This window comes from Algoriphagus aestuariicola, assembly GCF_017254835.1.
GTDB lineage: Bacteria > Bacteroidota > Bacteroidia > Cytophagales > Cyclobacteriaceae > Algoriphagus > Algoriphagus aestuariicola.
Window position 1 is genome coordinate 1346778 of record NZ_JAFKCW010000001.1, and the last position, 23426, is coordinate 1370203.

General features: G+C 49.3%; 13 protein-coding genes. 4 read left to right on the forward strand and 9 right to left on the reverse strand.

Translation table 11 applies throughout. The features are described 5' to 3' along the window. Positions 1 to 24 precede the first annotated feature (24 nt). Positions 25 to 2496 carry an ABC transporter permease gene (locus tag J0A67_RS05705; protein WP_206568297.1) on the forward strand — a complete coding sequence of 824 codons (2472 nt, stop codon included), beginning with the start codon at positions 25 to 27 and terminating at the stop codon, positions 2494 to 2496. 63 nt (positions 2497 to 2559) lie between these two features. Here J0A67_RS05705 and J0A67_RS05710 read toward each other — a convergent pair whose 3' ends face one another. The 7 genes from J0A67_RS05710 to J0A67_RS05740 form a co-directional block, all read right to left on the reverse strand. Further along, positions 2560 to 3075 carry a hypothetical protein gene (locus tag J0A67_RS05710; protein ID WP_206568298.1) on the reverse strand — a complete coding sequence of 172 codons (516 nt, stop codon included), beginning with the start codon at positions 3073 to 3075 and terminating at the stop codon, positions 2560 to 2562. 69 nt (positions 3076 to 3144) lie between these two features. After that, positions 3145 to 4731, reverse strand: coding sequence for a glucoamylase family protein (locus J0A67_RS05715; RefSeq protein WP_438839585.1), 1587 nt, complete (start codon positions 4729 to 4731; stop codon positions 3145 to 3147). Between the two features lie 35 nt (positions 4732 to 4766). Further along, positions 4767 to 6722 (reverse strand): glucoamylase family protein, encoded by a 1956-nt coding sequence (locus J0A67_RS05720; RefSeq protein WP_206568299.1) that lies wholly within the window; start codon positions 6720 to 6722, stop codon positions 4767 to 4769. Positions 6723 to 6805: 83 nt separating this feature from the next. After that, positions 6806 to 7900 carry a LamG-like jellyroll fold domain-containing protein gene (locus J0A67_RS05725; RefSeq protein ID WP_206568300.1) on the reverse strand — a complete coding sequence of 365 codons (1095 nt, stop codon included), beginning with the start codon at positions 7898 to 7900 and terminating at the stop codon, positions 6806 to 6808. A 118-nt stretch (positions 7901 to 8018) separates the two neighbouring features. Continuing rightward, positions 8019 to 9551, reverse strand: coding sequence for a RagB/SusD family nutrient uptake outer membrane protein (locus J0A67_RS05730; protein ID WP_206568301.1), 1533 nt, complete (start codon positions 9549 to 9551; stop codon positions 8019 to 8021). Between the two features lie 21 nt (positions 9552 to 9572). Beyond that, positions 9573 to 12668 (reverse strand): SusC/RagA family TonB-linked outer membrane protein, encoded by a 3096-nt coding sequence (locus J0A67_RS05735; protein ID WP_206568302.1) that lies wholly within the window; start codon positions 12666 to 12668, stop codon positions 9573 to 9575. 300 nt (positions 12669 to 12968) lie between these two features. Continuing rightward, positions 12969 to 14849 carry a 7TM diverse intracellular signaling domain-containing protein gene (locus J0A67_RS05740; protein ID WP_206568303.1) on the reverse strand — a complete coding sequence of 627 codons (1881 nt, stop codon included), beginning with the start codon at positions 14847 to 14849 and terminating at the stop codon, positions 12969 to 12971. A 263-nt stretch (positions 14850 to 15112) separates the two neighbouring features. Here J0A67_RS05740 and J0A67_RS05745 point away from each other — a divergent pair, with 263 nt between their 5' ends. Next, a complete protein-coding gene (locus J0A67_RS05745; RefSeq protein WP_206568304.1) occupies positions 15113 to 17533 on the forward strand; it encodes an ABC transporter permease in 2421 nt (806 codons plus the stop codon). A 223-nt stretch (positions 17534 to 17756) separates the two neighbouring features. Beyond that, positions 17757 to 18401 (forward strand): DUF2306 domain-containing protein, encoded by a 645-nt coding sequence (locus tag J0A67_RS05750; RefSeq protein WP_206568305.1) that lies wholly within the window; start codon positions 17757 to 17759, stop codon positions 18399 to 18401. A 60-nt stretch (positions 18402 to 18461) separates the two neighbouring features. Here J0A67_RS05750 and J0A67_RS05755 read toward each other — a convergent pair whose 3' ends face one another. Both J0A67_RS05755 and J0A67_RS05760 read right to left on the reverse strand, forming a co-directional pair. Next, entirely contained in the window at positions 18462 to 19049 is a 588-nt protein-coding gene (locus J0A67_RS05755) for a hypothetical protein (RefSeq protein ID WP_206568306.1), read from the reverse strand. 372 nt (positions 19050 to 19421) lie between these two features. Next, entirely contained in the window at positions 19422 to 20579 is a 1158-nt protein-coding gene (locus J0A67_RS05760) for an FG-GAP repeat protein (RefSeq protein WP_206568307.1), read from the reverse strand. A gap of 395 nt (positions 20580 to 20974) precedes the next feature. On the opposite strand from J0A67_RS05760, the gene J0A67_RS05765 reads away from it, so the two are divergent. Next, positions 20975 to 23419, forward strand: a complete 2445-nt coding sequence (locus tag J0A67_RS05765; RefSeq protein ID WP_206568308.1) for an ABC transporter permease — start codon at positions 20975 to 20977, stop codon at positions 23417 to 23419. The last annotated feature ends 7 nt before the right edge of the window (positions 23420 to 23426 follow it).

Here is a 23426-nt window from a genome sequence, read left to right on the forward strand (position 1 = left end):
CTATCATTTTTCATTTCTGAGATTATGCTGAAAAACTACCTGAAAATCGCCTGGAGAAACCTGATTCGCCAGAAGACCTTTTCTCTGATCAATGTCCTTGGGCTCTCGCTGGGCTTAGCGTGCTGCTTGATTCTGTTGGCTTTTGTAAAGTTTGAACAGTCCTTCGACAAGTTTCATCCAGAACCAGAACGCCTCTATCGCGTGGTTCAGCGAGTTAATTCCGACCAAAAATGGGCTTGGGCAGGTGGGGCGGTAGCACCCATGCTACGAAAGGAGTTCCCGGAGGAGCTTTCGGAAGTCGTAAGCGTCACGCAGATAAGCACGTACCTCCGTGCGCCTGAGGGAGCTGCGCCAGAGGAAAGCTACCGGGAAGACAGGTTTATTTTTTCAGACGCGGGCTTCGACAAAATTTTCGGATTTGAACTTAGCAAGGGCAGTTGGGCAGGCGTGCTGGAAAACACCTACCAAGTGATCATCACGGAGGAAATGGCCCAAAAGTATTTCGGCAATCAGGATCCTGTCGGGAAAACCTTGATTTCCACCGGTGACTTTGCTTTTGAAGTAAGAGGGGTGCTCAAACCACTCCCCAAAAACACCCACATGGCCTTCGATTTCATCGCGTCGATGAGCACCTTTAAGTCCTTCAATGACTTTCCCCTCACTGCGGATTTTGGAAGTTTTTGGTGGCCCCAGACCTACACTTATGTGAAGGTTGATCCGCAAACAGAGGCCGATAAGATTAGTAGCCAAATTCCGGAGGTCAACCCCAAGTACCGCAACGAACAAGAAGCAAAGTCCTATGTTCATTTCTTTCAGCCCATTGGCGATATTCATACGGACGCGGATTTCCAGGGAGATTGGACACCGCCTATGTCGCGACAGACGCTCTTTATTTTTCTTTCCATCGGAATTTTTGTGCTCGTACTTGCCTGTATCAACTTTATCAATCTTGCTACTGCCAGGGCGCTCAAGCGGATGAAGGAAATCGGGATCAGGAAGGTAAACGGAGCGAAGCGTGGACAGCTGCTTGGGCAATTTTTGTCTGAATCCTTCTTGATCAACGCGGTCTCGCTTGCCTTGGGGCTGCTCATCGTCTATCTCGTGACTCCGGTGATTTCGTCCCGCTTGGGATTTGTCATCCCACTGGATCTGACTGGGGATAGATCTTTGCAGACATTGCTACTTGTAGTTTGGGTGGGCTCGTCTTTGTTCGCGGGGATATTCCCAGCCTTCTATCTCTCCGGCTTACGTCCGGAGCTTATTCTGAAAAATGCTTCTTTGACCGGAGGCAAATCCATGCTTCGCAAAAGCCTAGTCGTTTTTCAATTTGTCCTGTCTGCATTGTTGGTGTTCTGCGCCTCTGTAGTTTATTACCAGCATGATTATCTGAGAAACACGTCCATGGGCTTTGATTCTGAAGGTCTAGTTTCGGTGAAAATGGGGAATCTCGCCAAAGAAAAAGGCGACATCCTCAAGCAGGAGTTGGTCAAAGTCCCCGGCGTCGTCTCGGTGAAATTCACTAGTGACAGACCCGGCATGGACACTGGCTGGAATCCTACGGTGGACTACCCTGGCATCAAGGAGGGAGAAACTAAGAACCTCAATGTCCAATACGTGGATGCTGGCTACTTCGAAAGTCTGGGTGTGTATATGGTGGCAGGTCGAGAATTTAGGGAGGAAAGTGCAGACAGAGGAGTTTCGAAGCTGATGAGAGGACGCTTTCCCGACTTGGAAAATGTTGCAATGATTGTCAATGAATCCGCGCTGGACTGGTTGGGAAAAAGTGCCCAGGAAGCAATTGGCTCTGATCTACGGGTGTTTACCGAAGAAAATGGCGAGCTTTTTTCCAATTATAAAGGGAACATTGTCGGGGTAGTGAAAGACTACCACACCCGTGACCTGCGCTATAGTCTTGCACCAACGGTGTATTTGCCTGCCAAGAATGCGGCTTTCGACGGGACTAGCTACACGCTTATTAAGGTGGATCAAGGTATCAGTCCTGAGCTCTTGACCCAGCTGAAAGAAACGTGGAAGTCGGTCAATCAGGGACTGCCTTTTGACTATAGGTTTTTGGACGAAGCGATTGCCATGCAATACGAGCAGCAAGCCAAAACAGGCTATCTGCTGGGCTTATTCGCGTTTTTGGCGCTGTTGATTTCCTGTTTGGGACTGTTGGGCCTATCGATTTTCACGGCCGAGTCCAAAAGGAAAGAGATCGGAATCCGAAGAGTGCTCGGAGCGTCTGCGATGGGAATTGTCCATAAGATAACCGCGGAGTTTATTGTAATGGTTTTCCTCTCTCTGCTGTTGGCGCTTCCGCTGGGCTATTGGCTGATGGATCAATGGCTGGAGCAATTTGCAAACAGAGTACCGATTTCGGTTGGATTTTTCCTGGTGACAATATTGGTCTCTGTGGTAGTGGCCTATGCGACCGTGTCTATACAATCTTTGAGATCTGCCCAGGCCAATCCGGTGGAGTCGATCAAAAGCGAGTAGCACTTCAACAAGCGCAATGACCGATAGCAGGCATGTAGTAATAGCAAAGTGATCTAGGAACTGCTACTTGAAGCAAAGCGAGTTGGGTAAGAGGGGTTGGCCGTTGATTACTAACTCGCATGCTGGTAAAAGTTTTCTCAATTGTGCCAGCTTTTCGACGATATTTTCGGGATCATCCTCTGAAAACATCAGCGTCTTGAGTTGAGCTTGGTCAGTGAGCTGAAGCAATCCATCTATCGTCACTCCACTGTATCGCAGATGGAGAAACTCCAGAGACTTAATTTGGTTGAGAAAAGGGACACAGCCGTCGTCAAGATTTTTGCAGCTTTTAGCCCGAATTTCCTTCACATATTCCATTCGGGGCAGCAAGGCTATGCTCTCGTTGCTGATGTCCGTTTCATTTAGGTCGAGCATGTTCACCCCTTTCACTTTTTCCATCAAATAGGCAAAAGCATCATCGTCGAAATCGTCGAAACGTCTAAAATCCAAGTGATGGTAATAGGGTTCCATACTCGCATACAGCTTTCCAAAGCGTTGCTGGAGTTTTTTCAGAAGTTTCGCTTGGGTTCGTTTGGCCATGTAGGCTAAAATAGAAATCCTCAAGACAAAAAAGGGTGGGAAGACGAGATTTTCAGCATTTAAGCCTCCTCACTTTTCGAATCCCAGTTTTTCCAGCCCAGCTTGGATTTCCGGAGCGCCCATGAAAAGCTTCCAGCCCAGTTCAGTTCGATGATTTTCGATCATTGCCACGATGGGGCCTTGGTCGATTGCCAGGTATCTTTGGGGGTAATAGTTTTCTTCAGGGCTCATCGCATCGTAGAATCCATAGCGTCCAAAGACTTTTTCCCCATAATTGTAATAGAGATTTTTGAGCACTTTCAGGCTTTCTTCGGGAGTGTAAGGCATGGAGGACAGGGCCGCGGTAGGAGAGATGACGCCCAAGTCTTCGCCCGGTCGGTGGGCTGCGTACCCCTTTACAGAGTAGCTGGCGGTCAGACCCCAAAGGTCTTCACCGTATCCCTTGTGGCCTTCTTTGTTTTCCACACACCAAGCCCGGTTGATGAGGGTATGGTTTCGGTTTTCTTCCCAGTAGTCCGCATAGCGATCTTTCAGGCCTTTGGGATTCAGTCCCAAATAGGAATAATGCGCCCAAAAAAGCGGGCCTCCCATCGCTTCAGATCCATTGTGCTTAAGTCTCAATTTGTGGCCAAAAGCTTCCACGTTAGTATTGATACCGCCGCTTCTTGCCCAGCCTTGGTGATACACTTCCGGTGAAATTGTATGGGTGGGCGATGCAGCCGCAAGGATGTAGGTGATCAGGCACTCGTTGTATCCCTCGAGGGCAAAGTTCATGACCCACTCCTTGTCCGGAGACCAATGCCAGTAGAGGACGTTTTTTCCCTGGGTATACCAATCCCACTCCATTTCTTTCCAAAGCTGATCGATCTTCGCGACGATCGCTTTTTCCTGTTCACTGCCATTTTTATAATATTCGCGCACGGCCAGCAATCCCTGCATCAAAAAGGCCGACTCTACCAGGTCACCTCCATTGTCATTTGGACTAAAGGCCTTCACCTTACCGCTGTCTCCATGCAGCCAATGTGGCCAAACCCCGTGGAATCGGTCTGCCTTTTCCAAAAAGTTGACCATCTTTTGGAAGTGGTCGGCCCCTTCCTGTCTTGTGATCCAGCCTCTTTCTATTCCCGCCAACAGGCCAAAGATTCCAAACCCGGTCCCTCCTGTAGTGACGACGCGCTGATCATTTTGCGGATAGTCTCCATCGATGTGGATGCGTTCCGGAGCCATGCCGGAATTGGGCTCAGCTCCTTGGTAGAAATAGCGGAAAGTATAGAATTCCACCATGTTGATGAGTTCCTCGTCACTAAAATCACGGGTAGTGGCCTGCACGACACCCAAGTCGGAAGAGCCTCCGGTAGGATCTATTCCGACGATTTTGTATTGGAGATTCAGATTTTTGCCCAAGTCATTCACAAAATCCATGTAAATCGTGTCTGCGACAGTGCCCCGTTTGGCAAACTTGTTGTTTTCTGTGCTGACCCAAACTTCGTAGGAGCTGATCCCTTTCTGCTTGGGCCATTGGAGTTCCACATGTCGGTCATAGCCTTTGGCTACGATGGGACTGGATTCCTGCTTTTTGGGAGCGCTGCAAGCCCAGATTAGGAGTATAAATATTCCGATTGGGAGTAGCGGCTTTTTCAGGTTTGTGTTCATCATTTGGTGGGGGGGTTAGCGTGGGTAACAAGGTGGGGCTATTGATAGGAAAAGCCTAGCCTATCCAAGCCAGCCTTTACCTCCGTATTTTTCATAAAGAGCTCCCAAAGCAAAGCGCTTCGGTGATTTTCGATCATCAGGATTATCGGACCTTGGTCGATGGCCAAATAAGAGTCCGCATACCAGCTATCGGTTAGGTTGTAGGCGTCATGAAAGCCATACTCACCCCAAATCCGATCACCCAGGGAATAATAGAAGAAGCGAAGGGCTGACAGAGATTCTACCGGCGTATAGGGGAAGGAAGATAAGGCAGCCGTTGGGGTGATAACTCCCAGGTCGTTGCTGGGCGAGTGGGCGCTGTAGCCCTGCTGATTATCACTGGCGGTAAATCCCCAATTAGCTTCCGAATACCCCACAAAGCTTTTTGGATTGGCGACAGCATGGGCTTGATTGATCAGGGAGTGCTGGACATTTTGCTCCCAATAATCGGCGTATTGGTCTCTGAGCTTGCGAGGATCAAGGCCGAGAAAAGAATAGTGGGAAAAGAACAAAGGGCCTCCATAGTCCACTCCTAGGGGTAGCGTCTTACCATAAAAGCTTTTTCCATTTTTGATTCCTCCGTTTTTCGCCCAGCCTTGATCATAGGTAGATTTTGCGATAGGATGGGTGGGTGAACTCGCGGCCAGGACGTACACGATCAGCGATTCGTTGTAGCCGCTGATGGGCAAATTCATTTCCCATCCAAAGTCAGGAGACCAGTGCCAATAGAGTACTCCGCTGTCGTTTTTGGTGTACCAATCCCACTCTACTTCTTGCCATAAAGTAGTGATTTTGTCGATCAGGGATTTTTCCGCTCCGACTGATGGGTCCAAATATGCTTGAACGGTAAGAAGTCCCTGAACCAAAAGTGCCGTTTCCACGAGGTCGCCTCCGTTGTCTTTGGCGCTGAAAGGAATGGTTTTGCCAGTTTCTCCATTTATCCAGTGGGGCCAGGCTCCGTGGAAGCGATCAGCCGTTTCCAAAAATCCGATGATCTGGGTCCATCGGGCTATGGCCTGCGCTCGGGTGATAAATCCCCGATCGACCCCGACAATCAAGGCCATCAGGCCGAAGCCACTACCGCCTGCCGTGACCGTATTTCCGGAGGTGATTCGCTCCCGAGCCATGCCACTGGCCGGGTGGGCAAAATCCCAGAAATACCGGAAGGTGTATTCCTGTACCTTGGTCAAAAGGGCTTCGTCGGAAAGAACAGGAAATTTCGGATCGGGATCCACAGCCGTGTAGAACTCCTGCTCCCAACCTGAAAACTTCTCTCCATTTGCTCCGGAAAGTGCCTCAGTAAGCTGCAGACGAAACTTGGAAAGGTCGAGAAGCGGAGTAGATGACCGGATGCGCAGTGTTTTTTGGTTTTCTAATAACTCAAAGGTGAGTACGGGGCTATCTGGTCCGGTTAGTTTGACGGCACTTTGTAGGTTGTTCGGATCAAGTGGGAAATTGAAATTCAGTTGGGCCTCAAAGGCCAAGTTGACGTTTTGAATTCTTCCGTTGGGAAGGGTTTCGCCTCCTGAAAAGGTCACGGATTCGACTGTCAGTGCGCCGCTTTGGGTGGAGAAGGAAAGTGTCTTGCCGACATAGCCAGTTCCGCGGGTGGATTTGAGGGAACTGAGTATTTCCAATTGATGTATTTGGCCGCTTTGCAGGCCGCCAAGTGCCTGCACGGCTATGGTTTGACCGGAGGCCAAGTTGGTGTTGATTTGGAGAGCCTGTCCTTCAGCCGACAGTCTAATCGAACCCGCCACGGTGGCTGGGTCGAGATTTTCGGAAAAACGAAGACTGATGGTCCGGTCTAGAGGGACTTGTTCGAGAACAGTTCCGTCCAAAGGGATTTCCAGATTGCCTACAGAGGCTTCCAGAAGCAATAGTTCTGGGTTTTCGTCCTCCCTACAAGCGGTAAAGAGGAACAAAAGTCCCAAACAAAAAAGTAATAGTTTCATTATGGGAAAGTCATGGAGCCGAAGCTGTCGGCAATGGTTTTCACGAGGAAAGCCAAAACCGGCAACTCCGGCTAATGAGGTGATTAAGGATTTTCTGCAAAAATGATAGCTTGAATTTCTTGCTCAGTTAAGGCTTTGTTGAATATCCTCAGCTCATCCATGAAGCCCGGATCTGAGACGTGGTCCCAACCTGTGAAACGAGGTGCTCCGGACATCACCGAGAGAATGTCGCAGCCTTCCCAGTCCACACCGGAGAACGATCCTTCTTTGACCACCTCACCATTGATGTACACGACTGCCTCGCTACCGGAGATTGTGAAAGCGATGTGGATCCAGTCTCCGTCAACACTAGGATTGATTGAGGCGGCCGCTCCGCCATCAAACCAGGAATCCGCTGTGCCGTTGCCGACGTTCAGCTTGAATGTCTGATTGGTCGCAGACCCTTCGCGGAATAGCCTAAAACCAGAGGTGCGGTTGTTAGGTGCGGATGGGGCTGCGGTATCCGGTGGGCCAATTACCAGGATGCCGGCACGAGTGGCGCTTACATTGATCTTGTACCAAAACACGGCACTGAATTCTTCGCTGAGCAGTCCTGCGGTCGGGAAAGTCAGATATGCCCCCGTTGCGCCGGAGTAGGCGTTGGTTCCGCCCACTCGGTCTTGGGTAAATCCAGGCGAGCCGACGACTTCGGCCTCGGTCAGGGTGACTAGTTCCAGATTTTCTCCATCAAAAGGAGCATAGAAAATCTCTCCGTCGTATTTAGGCTGGTAAGGTTCGGCTTTTTCGAAGTTGACCGTCTCCTCCGAGGTTTTTCCCGACAGATCCGTAGCGCTGACGGTGAGGATATGCGCTCCGTTGTCCAGCTGGTCGTAGGGCAGGGAGACCACCGCTCGGCGGTAATCTTTAAATTCGTCATAAGATCCTATCTCCGTACCGTCCATCTGAACTTTGATCGAGCCGATCTCGATGTCGTCCCTTACTTCAAATTTGATGTCGATCGAGGTGACATCCTCCGTCACCCGAATCATGGTTCCCTCTGAGGGAAAGGTCACCGTCACCTCAGGAGAGGCCTCGTCTGCGCCAGGCGCGACGGGGGTGATTTCGTCGATATAGTTATCCTTGCAGGCGAAACTCAGAAGCACCAGGGCTGCAAGTAGAAAATGTGAGTTGCGTTTCATCTGTTTGTAATTTTTATTAAGGGCAATTCGAATCGCGCAGGGCTGATTGCTTTCGCCAAGTGTGAAATTCTTCATCATGTGCGATTTCATTGCTTTTGGGTTTGACTGTTAGAGAAAATCATGGTTTAGAAACTTCCTTCAACTGTGGCAGGATGTCCACTTGCTCCAGCGGATACGGCAGGAAGCGATCCGCCTCGGTGTAGGTTCTTCCTTCATAGCTTAAAGGGGCGATTTTTCCATGACGGACTAAGTCGAAGAATCGAATACCCCACTCAGTGGCGAATTCGGCAAATTTTTCATCCAACACATCGTCCAAAGTCACGCCCGATAGCGCGTCCATACCCACTCGACTCCTCACCGCATTGACCGCCTCATCTGCACTCATCACGGAGCTGTTGGCTCCACTGGTCAGCGCTTCTGCGTGCATCAGGAGCACTTCCGAGTATCGGATGACGGAGAAGTTTTTGTTTTCTCCGTAGCTAAATCTTCCCGGAGTCAGCTGGGTGGAGGGGAGATAGAATTTCCCGCTCAGGAATTTGTACCTCGGGTGGTTGTTAAACACATCCCCGTCTTTGGACACGTTGGTAATCCAGGAAGGTAGGTTTGCATAAGCTGGATCGGATTTGATCTGAGCTATGCCGTCTGGGGTAAAGAGTACTGTAGCTTCCAATCTTTCACGCTCTCCGCGGTCCAACATGAATTTGACGTAGGTTGCGGATGGCTCCCAGAATCCCCATCCTCCTCCTGCACCCGCTACGCTAGGTGTCCAGCTGGCCGGGCCAAAGAAGTCCCAAAGGTATCTGTTCACCGTGCCGGTTGCAGTGCCGTAGTCGGAGTACTGGAGCTCCATCAGGCTTTCGCTGCTGAGCTTGCCCGGGATTTTGAACAGCTGATAGTAGTCGTCTTGCAGGGTAAAGTTCCCTTCCGCAATAATCTCTCCGGTGGCATCGGCGGCAGCTTGGTAGTTTCCGATTTCAAGATTTGCCATGGCTTTCACAGCCAACGCGGTAAACCGGGTGATCCCTCCAGGCACGTCGGTTCGTTGATTGGGACGAACCGCAGCCAGGTTTGGAATGGCCTCGTCCATCTGGGCCGAGATATGTTCCATGACTTCATTAAAGCTGGAAAGCTCGACGTTGTACAGATCTCTGGGCTGTGAGTTGGTGGGGATCAGAATGTCACTCCACAGCCTTGCGAGCTGAAGTAGTTCAAAAGCTCTCATCACTTTCATCTCGGCGATGTACTGATTAGTCAGAGCAGCGCTGGCGCCAGCTTCTTGGTACTTCATCAGCTCCTCCATCGCTCCATGCCAGTAGATGATGTCGGAGTAGAGATTGAGCCAGGTCGAATTATAAAGCCAGAAATTGCGATCGTAGACGAAAAGGTCGGTTTGGATAAGGGGCTGCTGATCTCCCGCGGGATTGACATCGTCTCCCCTCAATGCGATGGTAGGAAAGCTTTCCCACTGCAGGTCATTAAGCTGAGCGTAGGCCCCATAGACCAGCAGCATCATGTTTTCGGTCTGGGTATAATCCGTCTCTTCTACTTTCTGGACGTTTTCCAATGGATCGTCCAAGAGTCCGGTGCAGGCCATCGGCAGGAAAAATGCCGAAGACAGTGCCAGTATCGATAGTTTATTGAATAATCTCATGAGTTCTCGGTTGTTTTGGGATTAAAACTTGACGTTCAGGCCGAAGGTGTAGACAGCCGGGATAGGATAGGTCTGCCGATCGATGCCGTTAGCCACTTCTGGATTGAAGCCGTTGTAGTTGAAGACGGTCAGCGGACGTTCAGCGGTGAAAGTCAGCCTGGTAGCTGGAACTTTGCCTCCGAAGATATCCCGGATGGTATAGGCCAGCTGAACGTTTTGGATTCGGAAATAGGAACCGTCTTCGACAAAGTAATTGCTGAAGTTTTGGTTCCAGCCCTTTCTGAGCCCAGCTGCCGAAGGATACTTGTCAGATGTGCCTTCCCCTCTCCAGAGATTGGTAGCTAAGTCTGCATCGATGTTGGTATCGTTGGTAAAGATGATTTCTCCGCGCTTTCTGTTGAGAATCTTGTGGCCGTTTTGTCCTTGGATGAGGGTTGAAAACTCCAGGTCTTTCCAAGAGAATCCCAGATTGGCACCGTAGGTTAGCTTAGGCAGGAAAGAACCCAACACCACTCTGTCCTGGTCGTTGACCAAACCGTCACCGTTTTGATCCTTGAATATCAGGTCGCCTGGTACCAGGTTGTTCGTTTCGATAAATTCCTGGGTGTAGCCGCTGTTTTCGATCATGGCCTCGTTTTGGAAAACACCGAGGGTCTCATACCCAAAGAAGGCCTGGTACGGTTCTCCTATGATGGAGCGCTGTCTAAATTCTGCCGAGCCCGCATCCAGACTTGTGGGACCGCCGAGGCTTTGCACGGTGTTTTTCAGGGTGGCGAAGTTTGCCCCGATGAAATAGGAGAAGTCGTCGTTGATGTCATCAGCCCAGGATAGGTTTAGCTCAAAGCCTTGGTTTCTGATTTCTCCAACGCTCCTTCTTTCGGTAGAGCGGAATACCGGCGGAATGATGCTCACGGCCAGGTTTTTGGTGTCGCGGATGAAGTAGTCTGCGTCAATCGAAAGCCTGTTTTCCAAGAGCTTGGCATTTAGGCCAAAGTTTTTCTCCACGGTTGTTTCCCAGCGATCGATCAAGTCAAAGGTCGGATTGAGCCTTCTTCCGTTGTAGCGTACATCTCCAAGAGCGGTGTTTGTCTCCTGGAGCGTCGGCGCGCCGATTGAAGGACGGATACCGTCATTTCCTAGCTGGCCCCAAGAAGCTCTCAGCTTCAGGAAGTTGATGGATTCCATGCCAAAAAACTCCTCTTCAGTAATCACCCAACCAGCACCAATGGTGAAGAAGTCGCCCCATTTCTGCTGGAATTTGTTGTTGCCATCTCTTCGGTAAGTCCCGTAAAGAAGGTATCGCTCGTCATAGTTGTAAGCGACGCGCCCGAAGAAGGAGAGGTAGTTGAGCTGGGAATTGATGGTGTTGCCATTGGCGTCACCTATTCCGTCCAAGTCAAGGTTTTGTGCATTGGATAGGTACCAGAACTCCTCGTTTTCCCAGGTAGGACTGGGGCTTAGTCCCGTGCCGCGGGCAAACAGCACCTCAGCGTATTCGCTTCGGAAAGACTGCCCTGCCGTCACGGTCAGCATGTGGTCCCCCCAAATGTTGTTGTAGGTGAAGTAGTTATCGATGATCTGGTTGAATCCCGTTTCGTTTTGCCTTCTAAGGGCAGATTGGGATTCGGTGACTCCGTCGTTGTAAGCGAAGTTTACGTTCCTCGCATTAACCAAGGCAAGGCTGTAATTGTAGGAAGTCCTGAAGTCCAGGCGGTCGGGAATGATGTTCAGATCCGCATAGAGATTTCCTGTCACCTTGGCGACGTTATTTCGGTTGTCTGTGTAGAGTAGGGGATAAAATGGGTTTTGGCTTCCTCTATACCCGACTTGCTGGGCGTTGGAGAGCATCTCCGGCGTGGCGGCGGTATTAAGTGGATCATAAACCGGTATGGTAGGCACTGCAAAATAGGCTCTAAACCATGCTGCATCTTCTCCAACATATTGTCTTGCGACGGCAAAGTTGAAGTTTCCTCCCACGGTCAACCAATCCTTGACGTCCGTGTCCACTTTCGCGCGGAGGTTGATCCGCTTGTATTCGTTACGGATCTCATTCTGCAAGCCGTCTTGGGAAAAGTAGCTTCCGCCGATAGAATATCGCGTCTTGGCAGACCCCCCATTGAATGTCAGGCTGTGGTTTTGAATGGATGCTGGACTCATGATCTCCGAGTACCAGTCCGTATTCACGTCTGGGAGGCTGGGGTCGACACGGCTTCGGCCGTAGCGCTGGATGGCATTTTCCAAAAAGGCAATGTCAGGAGCTGATCCAGTCTCTCGGATATATTGGGCGAACTGCTGCGTGTTTGCCATCTTCAGCACGTTTTGGGGCACTTGCACGCCAAAGTAGCCATCGTACACAATCTCCGGAGCCTGCTCATAGGAGCCGGATTTGGTCGTGACCAAGATTACCCCGTTGGAAGCCCGAACTCCATAGATCGCTGATGCGGATGCATCTTTCAGCACGGAGATGTTTTCGATGTCGTTGGGGTTGAGGAAGTCGATGTTATCAAAAAACATCCCGTCCACGACATAGAGTGGAGCTGCATTGCCTTCAAAAGATCCCACCCCGCGAACGCGGACTGTAGGGGAAGCGCCGGGAGCTCCATTGCTGACGATCTGGACCCCGGCCACTCGGCCTTGTAGGGATTGCATGGCGTTTGTTGCTGGGGTTTTGGTGATGTCTTCCGGTTTGACCGTTACTATTGCGGACGTCAAGTCTTTTTCCTTTTGACTACCGTAACCGATGACCAATACCTCATCCAGTGCGCCTATAGCCTCTTGTAGGGTTAAGTCAATGGTGGTTTGATTGCCGACGAGGATCTCCTGCGTCTCGTAGCCGACGAATGAAAAGACCAATGTGGCTTGTGTCGAGCTGACGTTGATCGTGTAGTTACCGTCCACATCGCTGACGGTGCCGGTGTTAGTCCCTTTTTCAAGGACTGTGACTCCTGGAAGACCGAAACCGGTCGAGTCCAGGATTTTTCCGCTGACTTGCACGGATTGGGCAAATGCCGTAAGTGAAACGGCCAAAAACAACAGGGCCGTCATCATGGATAGTCTGGCCAGAGAACTAATCTCCGCCGTCCATGCCTCCTTACTCAAGGGTAAAGGCATCTTCATACGAAAGGGATTTTGGGTTATGACTAAAAGAGTTGTGGTAGTCGCCGGCGTTTCCGAAAACTATTTTCGAAAGCTAGAGAAGAGCGGAGAGTCCGGTATGAGTTGATGCGCTTTCTGCAACAAAAATCTTGGTTTCGCAGCAGTTTTTCTCCGGAAATTTCCCTATTCAGTTGCAGCCAAAATCACGCTGGATTGTAATAGAATGGGATTCGGGGAGCTTTTGTCCCGCGTGGATACTAAGTGCAAAAAAAGACTCCAAAGTCAGCTTATTTCGACGTTTCGAAGTACGGGCCTGAGTGTTTAATTGCTGGAGATTTCGTGGAGCGCAAGGAGATCGTTCCAGTTTGGATGTGAGATTTCTTCCTCTTTCAAACTGGCCAAGACTTTCTTGCGGAATGCCCAAATGGTATTTTTTCTGAGGTCCAGCAGCGTTGCCATCTGGTCCAGGGTCTGTTTTTCGTGCTTCGTAATCGAGTTGTAGGCGATGTAGAATGCTTTTTCTAAGGGGAACCTGACCCCGTGAAATATTGTGCCAGCCGTGACCGAGTCGATATGGCCGCAGCGGCTGCAACGTCTGGTGAAGAGTTTGGGCCCCTTGGAGCATTTGGCGTTGCCGCATTGACGACATTCAAAGCCTCGGCCCCACTTCACTTCCTCCAGATAGCGGAGGCAGGCTGACTGGTCTGGGAAGATTTTTCTAAACTCTTCGAAAGTCAGAAGCTTGTTGCTCAGCCTGGCTTGGAAAGATTCCCGTATGCTGCTTTTCAGCTTGTAGTTGTCGCGGTCGAGGAGTGAATTGATCCGCTTGATCTCCTCGTCTTTTTCGCTTACCTGTCGGGCAAACTCTTCGAGAAGACGGTTTTTCTGTTCCAGTTCGCTGGTCCGTTCTTTGACCTTTTGCTCGAGCTCGCGATTGACTTTCTCTTTGAGTTCTGCATTGGTTTCGATCTGTCGGATCGTACGCTTCATCGCCCGGTCGCGGTTGTCTTTAAGTATTCTCACCCGATCTGCCAAGGCGAATGTCAACAAGAGCATCTCCAAAAGGAAAGCGATGTGGAGGCTGTAGTAGAGCAGGGTCTGATGGGGAATGATCGCTGCGTTGACCAAGGTCTTGATGGTCACCCCAATAAACAGAACCCCGTAGGCGACCACAAAAAAACGGGCGACTTTATAGCCTTTGGTCCAGATATGGATGCTGGCGGCAAAGATGAAAAAGAAGGGGATCACATCGTAAAACCTGATTTCAAAGAGCTTTTGGTCCACCAGAAAACCACCTAGAAAAAGGGCCGTTTTCAAGACCAAAATTACCTGCAGGATCACATGGATCGTGTAGGATCGGTTTTTGGTATTTAGAAACTTGATGGAAAAGAGGATGGCCCAGAGGACGATGGAATAGCTGAAGATCCCGTTGGCAAACTGGTTTAGCCCAGGACTTCCGGGCCAAAGGTACTGAAAGGCGATTCCGTCCACGCACATGGCGTATATGCCGACGCTGGTGAGGTAGAAGGTATAAAAGAGGTATTTGACCTCACGGATAGCGGAGTAGATCAGCAGGTTGTACAGCCCGATGATCAGGATCATGCCATAGAAGATGCCATAGGCAAAATACTCGTTTAGCGCGTAGTACACGAAGCGGTTGACCGAGCGGACGGCGATGCGGATGTCCGCTTTTTGGGAAGACTGGATTTTGAAATAGTAGTTGGAAATCCCATCCGTTTCGTTGGCGATGACCAGTTCAAAGTTTTTGTGTTTGAAAGATCTATTGTCGAAGGGAAGAGCGTCCCCGAGCGGGATGGTGCGATATCCCCCCGTTTTCTCTGGCACAAAGGCCGTGAGCAGGTCTATGCTTTGGTCATAGAATTCGATCAGCCATTTCTTGGAGCTGTTGGGGTTGTTTTCTATGGAAAGCTTTACCCAATAGCTATGGTTGATGTCAAAGTTGCTCTTGTCAAAGTCGGGACGTATCCTGAAGTTATCCTGAAATCGCTGGAGGGCGATGTCCTGAAAATCCAAAAGATTACTGGTGTCTTCGAAAAATTCCAGTTGGTCGATGGCGAAAATTCTTTCTTCCAGATCATCCTCGATCCGAAAAGTAGAAGAACCGGAAATCCGCTGGGCCCGCGAGAACGTCGATGCGGAGAAAACAAAAAACAGGACAAGTGCCAAATATTTCCAGCTCATCGTTATTTGGGTTTGTTGGTTCAGTTGCCACTAAGTTACAAAAAGCGTCCTTAAGTAATTGACATTGCCACCGATTCCAAGTGGAGATTGAATAGTGGCAGTACCATTGGCGCCAGCTACCCTGATTTTGCCCACTGGCGGACGAAAGTGTCCGTTTGTTTTTTGGGTAATGGGAAGTAAGGGCCTTTTGACGCGTGTTCTAAGGCTATTTCATTGGCATATTTTTTAAGATTCAAGTCTCCCTAAATCCCAGATCCATTGCCATGTTGAAAAACTACTTTAAAATTGCCTGGAGAGGCCTAGTCCGACGCAAATCGGTAGGCATCATCAATATTTTTGGACTAACTGTCGGCATCACAGCGGCGCTTTTGCTTTTTGTCATCGTAGCCTATGAGCTGAGCTACGACAAGTTTCAATCCAACTATGACCTCGTCTACCGAATCTATACCCAGGACAAGATCGAAGATGGACTTGAATTCACACCGGGAGTTGCCAATCCTTTTCCCGACGCTTTGATGAGCGAAAAGCTGGCTTTTGACAAAGTGGTGCCGGTGATCGTCAACTCAGAAGTGCAAATCAATGTGCACGAAAACGGAGAAAGCGAAAGCCTGGAGAAATACAAAACAGAACACCTTTTCTACTCCAACTCGGAATACCCTAACCTTTTTGATTTGGAGTTTTTAAGCGGAAGTGCTGCAATTTTGGACGAACCCGGAAAGGTCGTGCTGACCAGGGCTGAGGGAGATAGGTTTTTTGGCAGCTGGGAAAATGCTTTGGGAAAAAGCATGGAACTGACTAATGGTGTCAAGTTGGAAGTGGGTGCAGTGGTGGAAAATACTCCGGACAACAGCAACTTTGACTTTAACATGATGATTGCCTATGAGACGGTTCGATCCCATCAAGAGGAGTTTGACTTTGATCTCAGCGAGTGGGGAAGCACCAGCAGCAATTTTCAGGTATATGTGCTGACCAATCCCAATACGGATATGGTTTCGGCCCAGGAGCAGCTGAATGCCTTTTCGAAAAAGCACTTCGAGGGAAGAGGCAACAGCGTCAAATCGCATCTGATGCAGCCCCTGGGCGACATCCACTTTGGTTCGGATCTCGAGCCGCTGAGTGGCAGGCTGGTTCGTAAGTCGACTATCCAGACGCTGATTCTAGTTGGGATTTTCATCCTGGTGATGGCCTCGATCAATTTTGTGAACCTCACCACATCCCAGGCAATCGGCAAAAGCAAGGAAATTGGAGTTCGGAAGGTCATGGGTAGCTCCAAGTGGCAGATCGTATTCCAGTCCCTTGGGGAGACCTTCCTGTCGGTGATCATTTCCTCCGCACTCGCTTTGCTGCTGGCCAACCTGCTTTTGCCTTATCTCGACAAGATTGCAAACGTACCTGCAGCAGTGAGCTTTTTTCAACCGTCGATCATCGGCTTCGTGTTGGCCTTGGTGATCGGACTTACCCTGCTTTCCGGTTTTTATCCAGCGCTGGTGGTCTCCAGATTTCGTCCTATCCAAGCGTTGAAAAATAAGTTTCAAGGCGCTGAAATCGGGGGAGTTCCAATCCGCAGAGGGCTAGTGGTTTTGCAATTTGCGATAGCGCAGATCCTGATGATCGGCACGCTGATCGCTGTTCGACAAATGAATTTGGTACAGGAGACTGACTTGGGATTTAACAAAGAAGCGATCTACTACATGGATGTGCCGTCCGATACCAGGGAGACCAACCGCATGGAAACCTTCAAGCAGGAACTGCTGCGCATCCCTGGAGTGATTGCTGCGACAAGGGCGTCCGATACCCCCTCCTCAGACAACAACTCAGCGACAAATTTTTACTTTGACCAAAACACCGAAGACATCCCGTTTCCGGCTTTTCTGAAGATCGCCGACGAGGATTATTTTGATCTCTATGAGATGGAATTTGTCGCGGGTACTGGCTATCCGGCCAGCGATACGCTAAGGTCTATGGTGATCAATGAGACGATGGCAAAAAAACTGCTGATTTCCAGTCCCGAAGAGGCTGTGGGCAAACTAATCCGAGTAGGAGGGAGAGGTAATTGGGTGCCGATCAGTGGCGTGGTCAAGGATTTTGCGGTAAATTCCCTGCGTGAGGAGATGAAGCAGTTGCTGATCTTTAGCGCCAAACCTATTTACCGACAGGTAGCTGTGAAGCTGGATCGGTCAGCCAACAAATCTACCCTCGGTGCTATCCAGGAGACCTTCGAAACGCATTATCCAGAACAGATCTTTACCGCCCAGTTTCTCGACGAATCCATCGCGGAATTTTACGAGTCTGAACAGAAGCTGGCCTTGGTTTATAAAATCTTTGCAGGCTTGGCTATCCTGATTTCCTGTATTGGTCTTTACGGGCTGGTCTCTTTCATGATAGGCCAGAAGATAAAGGAAATTGGCATCAGGAAGGTCTTGGGGGCCTCTGTTTCCCAGATCACGTTTATGCTTTCCCGCGAGTTTTTGATCATGGTGCTGCTGGCTTTTGGCTTTGCCATTCCTCTTGCCTATTACATGATGAAAGAGTGGTTGGCAACTTTTGCCTACCAGACGCAGATTTCTATCGGACTCTTCGTGCTGGTGATGCTGGCTTCCTTGGTACTGACCTTGCTAACCGTCGGATCCAAGGCCATCCGAGCAGCGCTGGCCAACCCGGTAGACAGTTTGAAGGACGAGTAGGTATTTTTATTAAAAGTGAATTATTAATGCCCGGACAGCTTCTGGTCCGGGCATTTCCTTTTTGCAGCGGAGAGAACATCGCTCGATGAAATAAGCTTTTTTTCGGTTTAGACTGATTTTTTCCACTCGTCGTACAGATTCAATCCAGGCTAGTTGCGGGATTAGATCGTGGGAAAAGCTTAAATTTCACTCTCGTTCATTTTATCACAAAAACCGATTTTCTGTGAGCGCAGCCACAAAAAAAATTGCATGGTGGATTTTTGCCATATCTGCCATTTTTATAGGGATTTATCCTGCCATTTACTTTAGGGCAGATCGTGTGATTGGGCTACTCCAATCCAAACCGGAGGCGCTGCTGCTCGATCCCATATGGAACATCGCCTTCTATATGCACATCCTGTGTGGAGGCGTGGCCTTGCTGATTGGCTGGGTTCAATTTGACAAAGGTCTGCGGGACAGGAGGCGAAAGCTTCACAAACGAATTGGGATGGCTTATGTAACTGCCGTCTTCTTCAGCAGTCTGGCCGGTATCTATCTTGGCCTGTTTGCGACCGGCGGGATGGCAACACTTTTGGGCTTTGTGAGCTTGGGAGTCATTTGGTTTTGCACGACGATGATGGGCTGGCTTACCGCCAAAAGGCACGATTACGGAGCCCACGAAGACTGGATGATTTTTAGCTACGCAGCTGCTTTTGCAGCGGTGACGCTTAGAATCTGGCTCCCGATTCTGATTGCATTGCATGGGGGAGAATTTTTGCCCGCCTACCAGATTGTGGCTTGGCTGTGCTGGGTTCCGAATATTCTGGTGGCTTTTTGGCTGGTGAATAGGAGGAGGAAATTGGATCCAGCACGAATCAAGACCGTCTAGCAACAAAAAAGCCCTGATCCGAGGAGCAGGGCTTGATGAGTGTTGGTTTAGTTTTGGGGATTAGAAAAACAGCGTCTTTGTTCTTCCTTTGACATCTGTCACTTTCATGTAAACTTCGTCTGACTGCACTCCAGCGAAGGAAAAGTTTTTGGTAAATCCTTCTGGCTGGTCGATCTGCTCTTCGTGGATCAATTTTCCTGTTTCAGAAGCGAAGATTTCTACCTGGACACCTGGCTCCAATAGGCCTACCACCGCCAGTCTCACGGTGTTGTCATCGAGACTTTTCCCGTAGGCCATCAGCGGCAATTCTGAAGCTGGAATCGGTTGATCCATAGTCTCTACGGTGTAGCGAATCTCCTCTTCATTGGTGACGATCCTTACCTGATACTCTCCGGCCGGCAGGTTGGTCAGGTTGTAAGGAACGACCAGATTTTCATCCTGCACGTTTACTTTTCGGCTGCTGAGCAGCTTGCCTTCTGGAGTGAGTACGGAGATTTTTGCTGCGCCAACGCCCTCTTTCAGCATGACGTTTACTTTTTTGTAGCTGGTGTTGACAGCGGAAAGTTCTTTTAAGTCGTCGCTTGCTTGAGCTGAGAATGCGCCAAAAGACAATGCGCTTGCTAGTGCTACCGTGAATAGGGATTTCATAATCGTTTGTTGGTTTAGAGTTATGCTTGTCTCATTGCGAAGCCCGTACCAATCGAAAAATGAGGAAGGGAAAGAATTTCGGGCTACGTGATATTTTTTAACTTTTTGAAAAGTCTGCGGAATTTCATTCTGAAAAGTTCATTTGATTTTAACGAAACCTGTATAATACTCGGTCATTGTGCCGTTCGATTGCTCTGATAGCGGACACTTTTCGAAGAATTTGCCGCAATCCTAGGTTGCGCCAAGTTTGGCTTGTTAAGAAAATTTAATCTTGAAAATTGCCAGAAAATTTGCGGAGCGATTTCAAGCCAAAACGATGGGCGTTCGGGAGCGTACACTTTTCGTCCGAAATAAATCAATTGGGTGTTTCGATTAGTTTTTGTTCCAGTACACCTTGATGTTTTTGGTAGCTCGGCCGGATGCAATGAGCTCTAGCTTGCCGTCTCCATTGAGGTCAGCGGCCTGGAGATCTTCGCAGGCTATGCCGCCTTTGTCTATCCAAAACTCCTCAAACACCGAAAATGACCCATCCTTTGGCACAAAAAGTTTCACTCCCAACTCTCCGGACTCATTGGGTAGTCTCCAACCGACGACAATCTGATCAAAACCAAGTCCGAGGAAATCTGCTACCGCAAGGGAATGCCCATCCTTGAGTTGGGAGTGAAGGATGATCCGCTTCGGACCGCGGGATTGGAGTTTTTGATCCAAAGATTCATAAACTGCCAATGTAGTACCATGCATGGGTTCGATGGTTGCCAAAAAATGCATTTCTCCACGGCTTTTGCCAAGGCGTAGCTCGCCAACTCCCATGTTTTCTGGCAAATAGACTTGCTCCTGCTGCCAAATTCCGCCAGCGTATTCTATTTTCCTCACTCCTTCTTTTCCGCCTAATAGGATGAATTCACCCTTGCCATCTCCAACTACGTCCAGATTGTGGGTTAGGTGCATGGATTCGTCGATGAGGGTGTAGGTCCATTCGGCTGCTGGATTTTTGGGGTACTCGTAGGCGATGACTTTCACTTCGGCGCCCGCTCCGTTGGCATTACCGCGGCCGTGGAGAGGTACGACGATAAGATGGGATGATTTATCGTTTTTCACCCATCGCATGCGGTGTGTAGTAGGCTCGTGGTGAAGTTGCTTTGGGATCCATTTTTGAGTAGGATCGACCGGTCGGATAAGGTAGAAAACAGCACCGGACTTGCTGGTGTCAGAAGTCTCTCCAGGGTTCCATTGGGCGCCGACGGCGATTTCGACTTTGCCGTCCCCATCGAGATCCCTCGCAGCGATGCATACATTGTCCGATATCGTAAGGTTTTCGACAATCAGGTGTTTTTTCCAATCGCCGTTTCGATACCAGACGATTTGTTTCTTGTCCGCGAGCAGGATGTCGTCCTTTCCGTCTCCGTCCACGTCGCCTATGGCGAGCCCATAGCCGATGGAGATGTCTGCGTCGATTTCTTGAGCTTCAAATGATGGGTTTGCGGCAAAAGCCCACATAAAAAAGAAAGGGAAAGAGATAAAAGTCAGCATGGCGGTCAAAATGGGTTATGCTTCAATATAGCCGTTTTCAACTGAAAAGGAATGCTGATCCCAGCCGATGCTGTAAAGCTACCTATAGCAAATTCAGCTGTTTTGATCCACTCGGCAAAATCATTTATCCGCTATCGCTCAAAGTGAGATTGTGCGCAGCCGAACAAAATTGTTCGCAAATACAAGTCAGTTTAGGAATAAGACCTCAATTTCTGCCGGAATGGCCATTTTTCATGGCATGAATCTGGAAAAACAAGGCTTGGCTAAAAGCCCCGGGCAACGGTGTTTTTGCCAGCCCTTTATTTGAATGCAATCAAACCAACTTAGCCCTCGGATTGGAATGGGGCTTTGTTTCCACCGAAGGATTTTACTCGACTTGTGAAAAAAGCTAGCGTATGATCAAAAACTATTTGAAAATAGCCTTTAGAAACCTCCTGAAGCACAAGCTTCATACGGGTATCAACTTGGTTGGCCTGTCACTTGGATTGGGAGTCAGCATCCTGATTTTCTTTTTTGTCCAGTTTGAGAGCAGCTTTGATGATTTTCATGAGAACAGCGATCTGATTTTTAGGGTAGAGCGTCACGAAAAGGGAGAGGAAGGCATGATTTCTAGTTTCTCCACTCCGATTATCACAGCCCCTACCTTTGCCGCGGAGTTTCCACAGGTGACCCATACGACCCGGTTGATCGGCAGCTCAGCACAGGCTTACCTGGATGAGTCGACTACTCAAACACAGCAGTTCTTGACAGTGAGTCCGGATTTTCTTGAGATTTTCAGCTTCAATCTTCTTGAGGGGAAGAAGGATCAAGCTTTGCAAGACAAGTTTGGCGTGGTGATCACAGAAGAGACCGCCAAAAAGTATTTTGGAAATGAAAATCCCATGGGAAAGTCCATCCGGATACAGATGGGAGATAATTATGAGGAGTACCAGGTCACTGGACTTCTGGAGGACCTGCCAGCGAATTCCAGTATTAAGTTTGAGATGCTGGTGAACGATGCAAACCTGGATTTCAGCGTGGCGAAGAGAAATCAGGAGTCTTGGTTTAATGTCTACGGAGATACCTACATCAAACTCAATGATGCTCAATCCAAAGCAACGATAGAAGCTGGGGTGGAGGCCATGATGAAGAAAGTGCTGGGCGAGGATTATAAAGAAGGTGAGTATTCGTTCACACTCCAGCCCATCTCTGAGATACATCTTACAGACAATCCCGACTCCGGCATGGCCGAGTCAACCCGCCCAACCTTGCTTTGGATATTAGCAGGGATTGCTTTTTTGATTTTGCTGATCGCCTGTATCAACTTCACAACGATGGCAATAGGGAGATCTACCACCCGGGCTAAGGAAGTGGGTGTCCGCAAAACCATGGGAGCGGAATTTGGTCAGCTGGTATTCCAGTTTCTGACCGAGGCATTTCTAATCACCATTGCTGCACTCGTGTTGGGAATGATCTTGTCTGAAGTGCTGCTTCCGACTTTCAACGAGCTGTTTGACAAAAAGCTGGACTTGGTGTATGGCTCCATGCAAATCCTGATTTTGTTTGGATTGGTTGTGGCTATCACCGCGATGGCAGGGGCTTATCCGGCATTTTTCATGTCCAGTCTGAGACCCATAAAGGTCCTGAAAGGCAACCTTTCGATCCGGTTTGGAAAGCAGGGACTTCGCAAAGGACTGGTAGCCTTTCAATTTTTCATTTCGTTCATGCTGATCGCATCGACCCTGATCATGGTCCATCAGATGAATGCGATCCGAAATTATGACCTTGGTTTTGATCAGGAGATGATTGTGTTGGTCGATGTGCCGGATGTTCCGGGCACCAATTTCAGGAAGACAATCAGTGCTAGTTTTGCACAGGCGGAGATTTACCGACAAGCACTGATGGGCAGGTCGGAAATTCTGTCTGCCGGCATCACCATTGCCACCTACGGAGATGACTCATTTTGGGACGGTGGGTTCCCGACGCCGGATGAAAAACAGTTTGATTTTCGTTTGAACTTTATCGGTGGAGAATATGTGAAAACGCTTGGGTTGGAACTTGCCCAAGGCCGTGATCTGAACCCGCAAGTAGGGGCTGACAGCAATGCGGTACTGATCAATGAGACCTTCGCCAAAGCGATGGGCTGGGATGATCCCTTGGGAGAAATGTTGCCCAGCAACAAAATCCAAAGCCATGAAATCGTGGGTGTGCTGAAGGACTTCAACCATAATTCGCTCTATAGAGAGATCGAACCCGTCATTCTGGCCAAAAGCCCCGATGTCATCTTCAGCGGAATCAATACGCTGATGATCCACTCCGCTACCAATCCCAAAGTGATGGTTAAAGGTGCAGGAACCGACTTTGAGGCTTTCAGGGCTTTGTTGGAAAGCGAATGGGAGCGGGTTTTTCCTATGGAAGCATTTAGCTACAATTTCCTAGATGAAACCGTCCAAAAGCAATACGTAGCCGACGAGCGTTTGGGTAAGATGGTTTTCTTGGCTGCTTGTATAGCCATTCTGATTGCTGCGATGGGCTTGTTTGCCATGGCGGCCTTAAGTATAGCCGGGAGAACCAAGGAGATCGGGATCAGAAAAGTATTGGGAGCCTCCAGCTGGAGCATCTCTTGGATGTTCAACAAGGAGTTTTTGGTTATCACGCTAGTCGGAGTAGTTGTCGCTTTGCCATTGAGTTTGTACTTTATGCAAGGTTGGCTGGAGCAGTTTGCGGTAAAAGAATGGCCATCGTGGGTCAATTTCCTGGTCTTGGCGACAGGAGGAGTTGCGTTTACCATTGCGGTGATCTCTGCCCAATCCTATCGCGCGACCCAAATGAATCCTGTAAAAACCCTGAAGGATGAGTAAGGCTGGG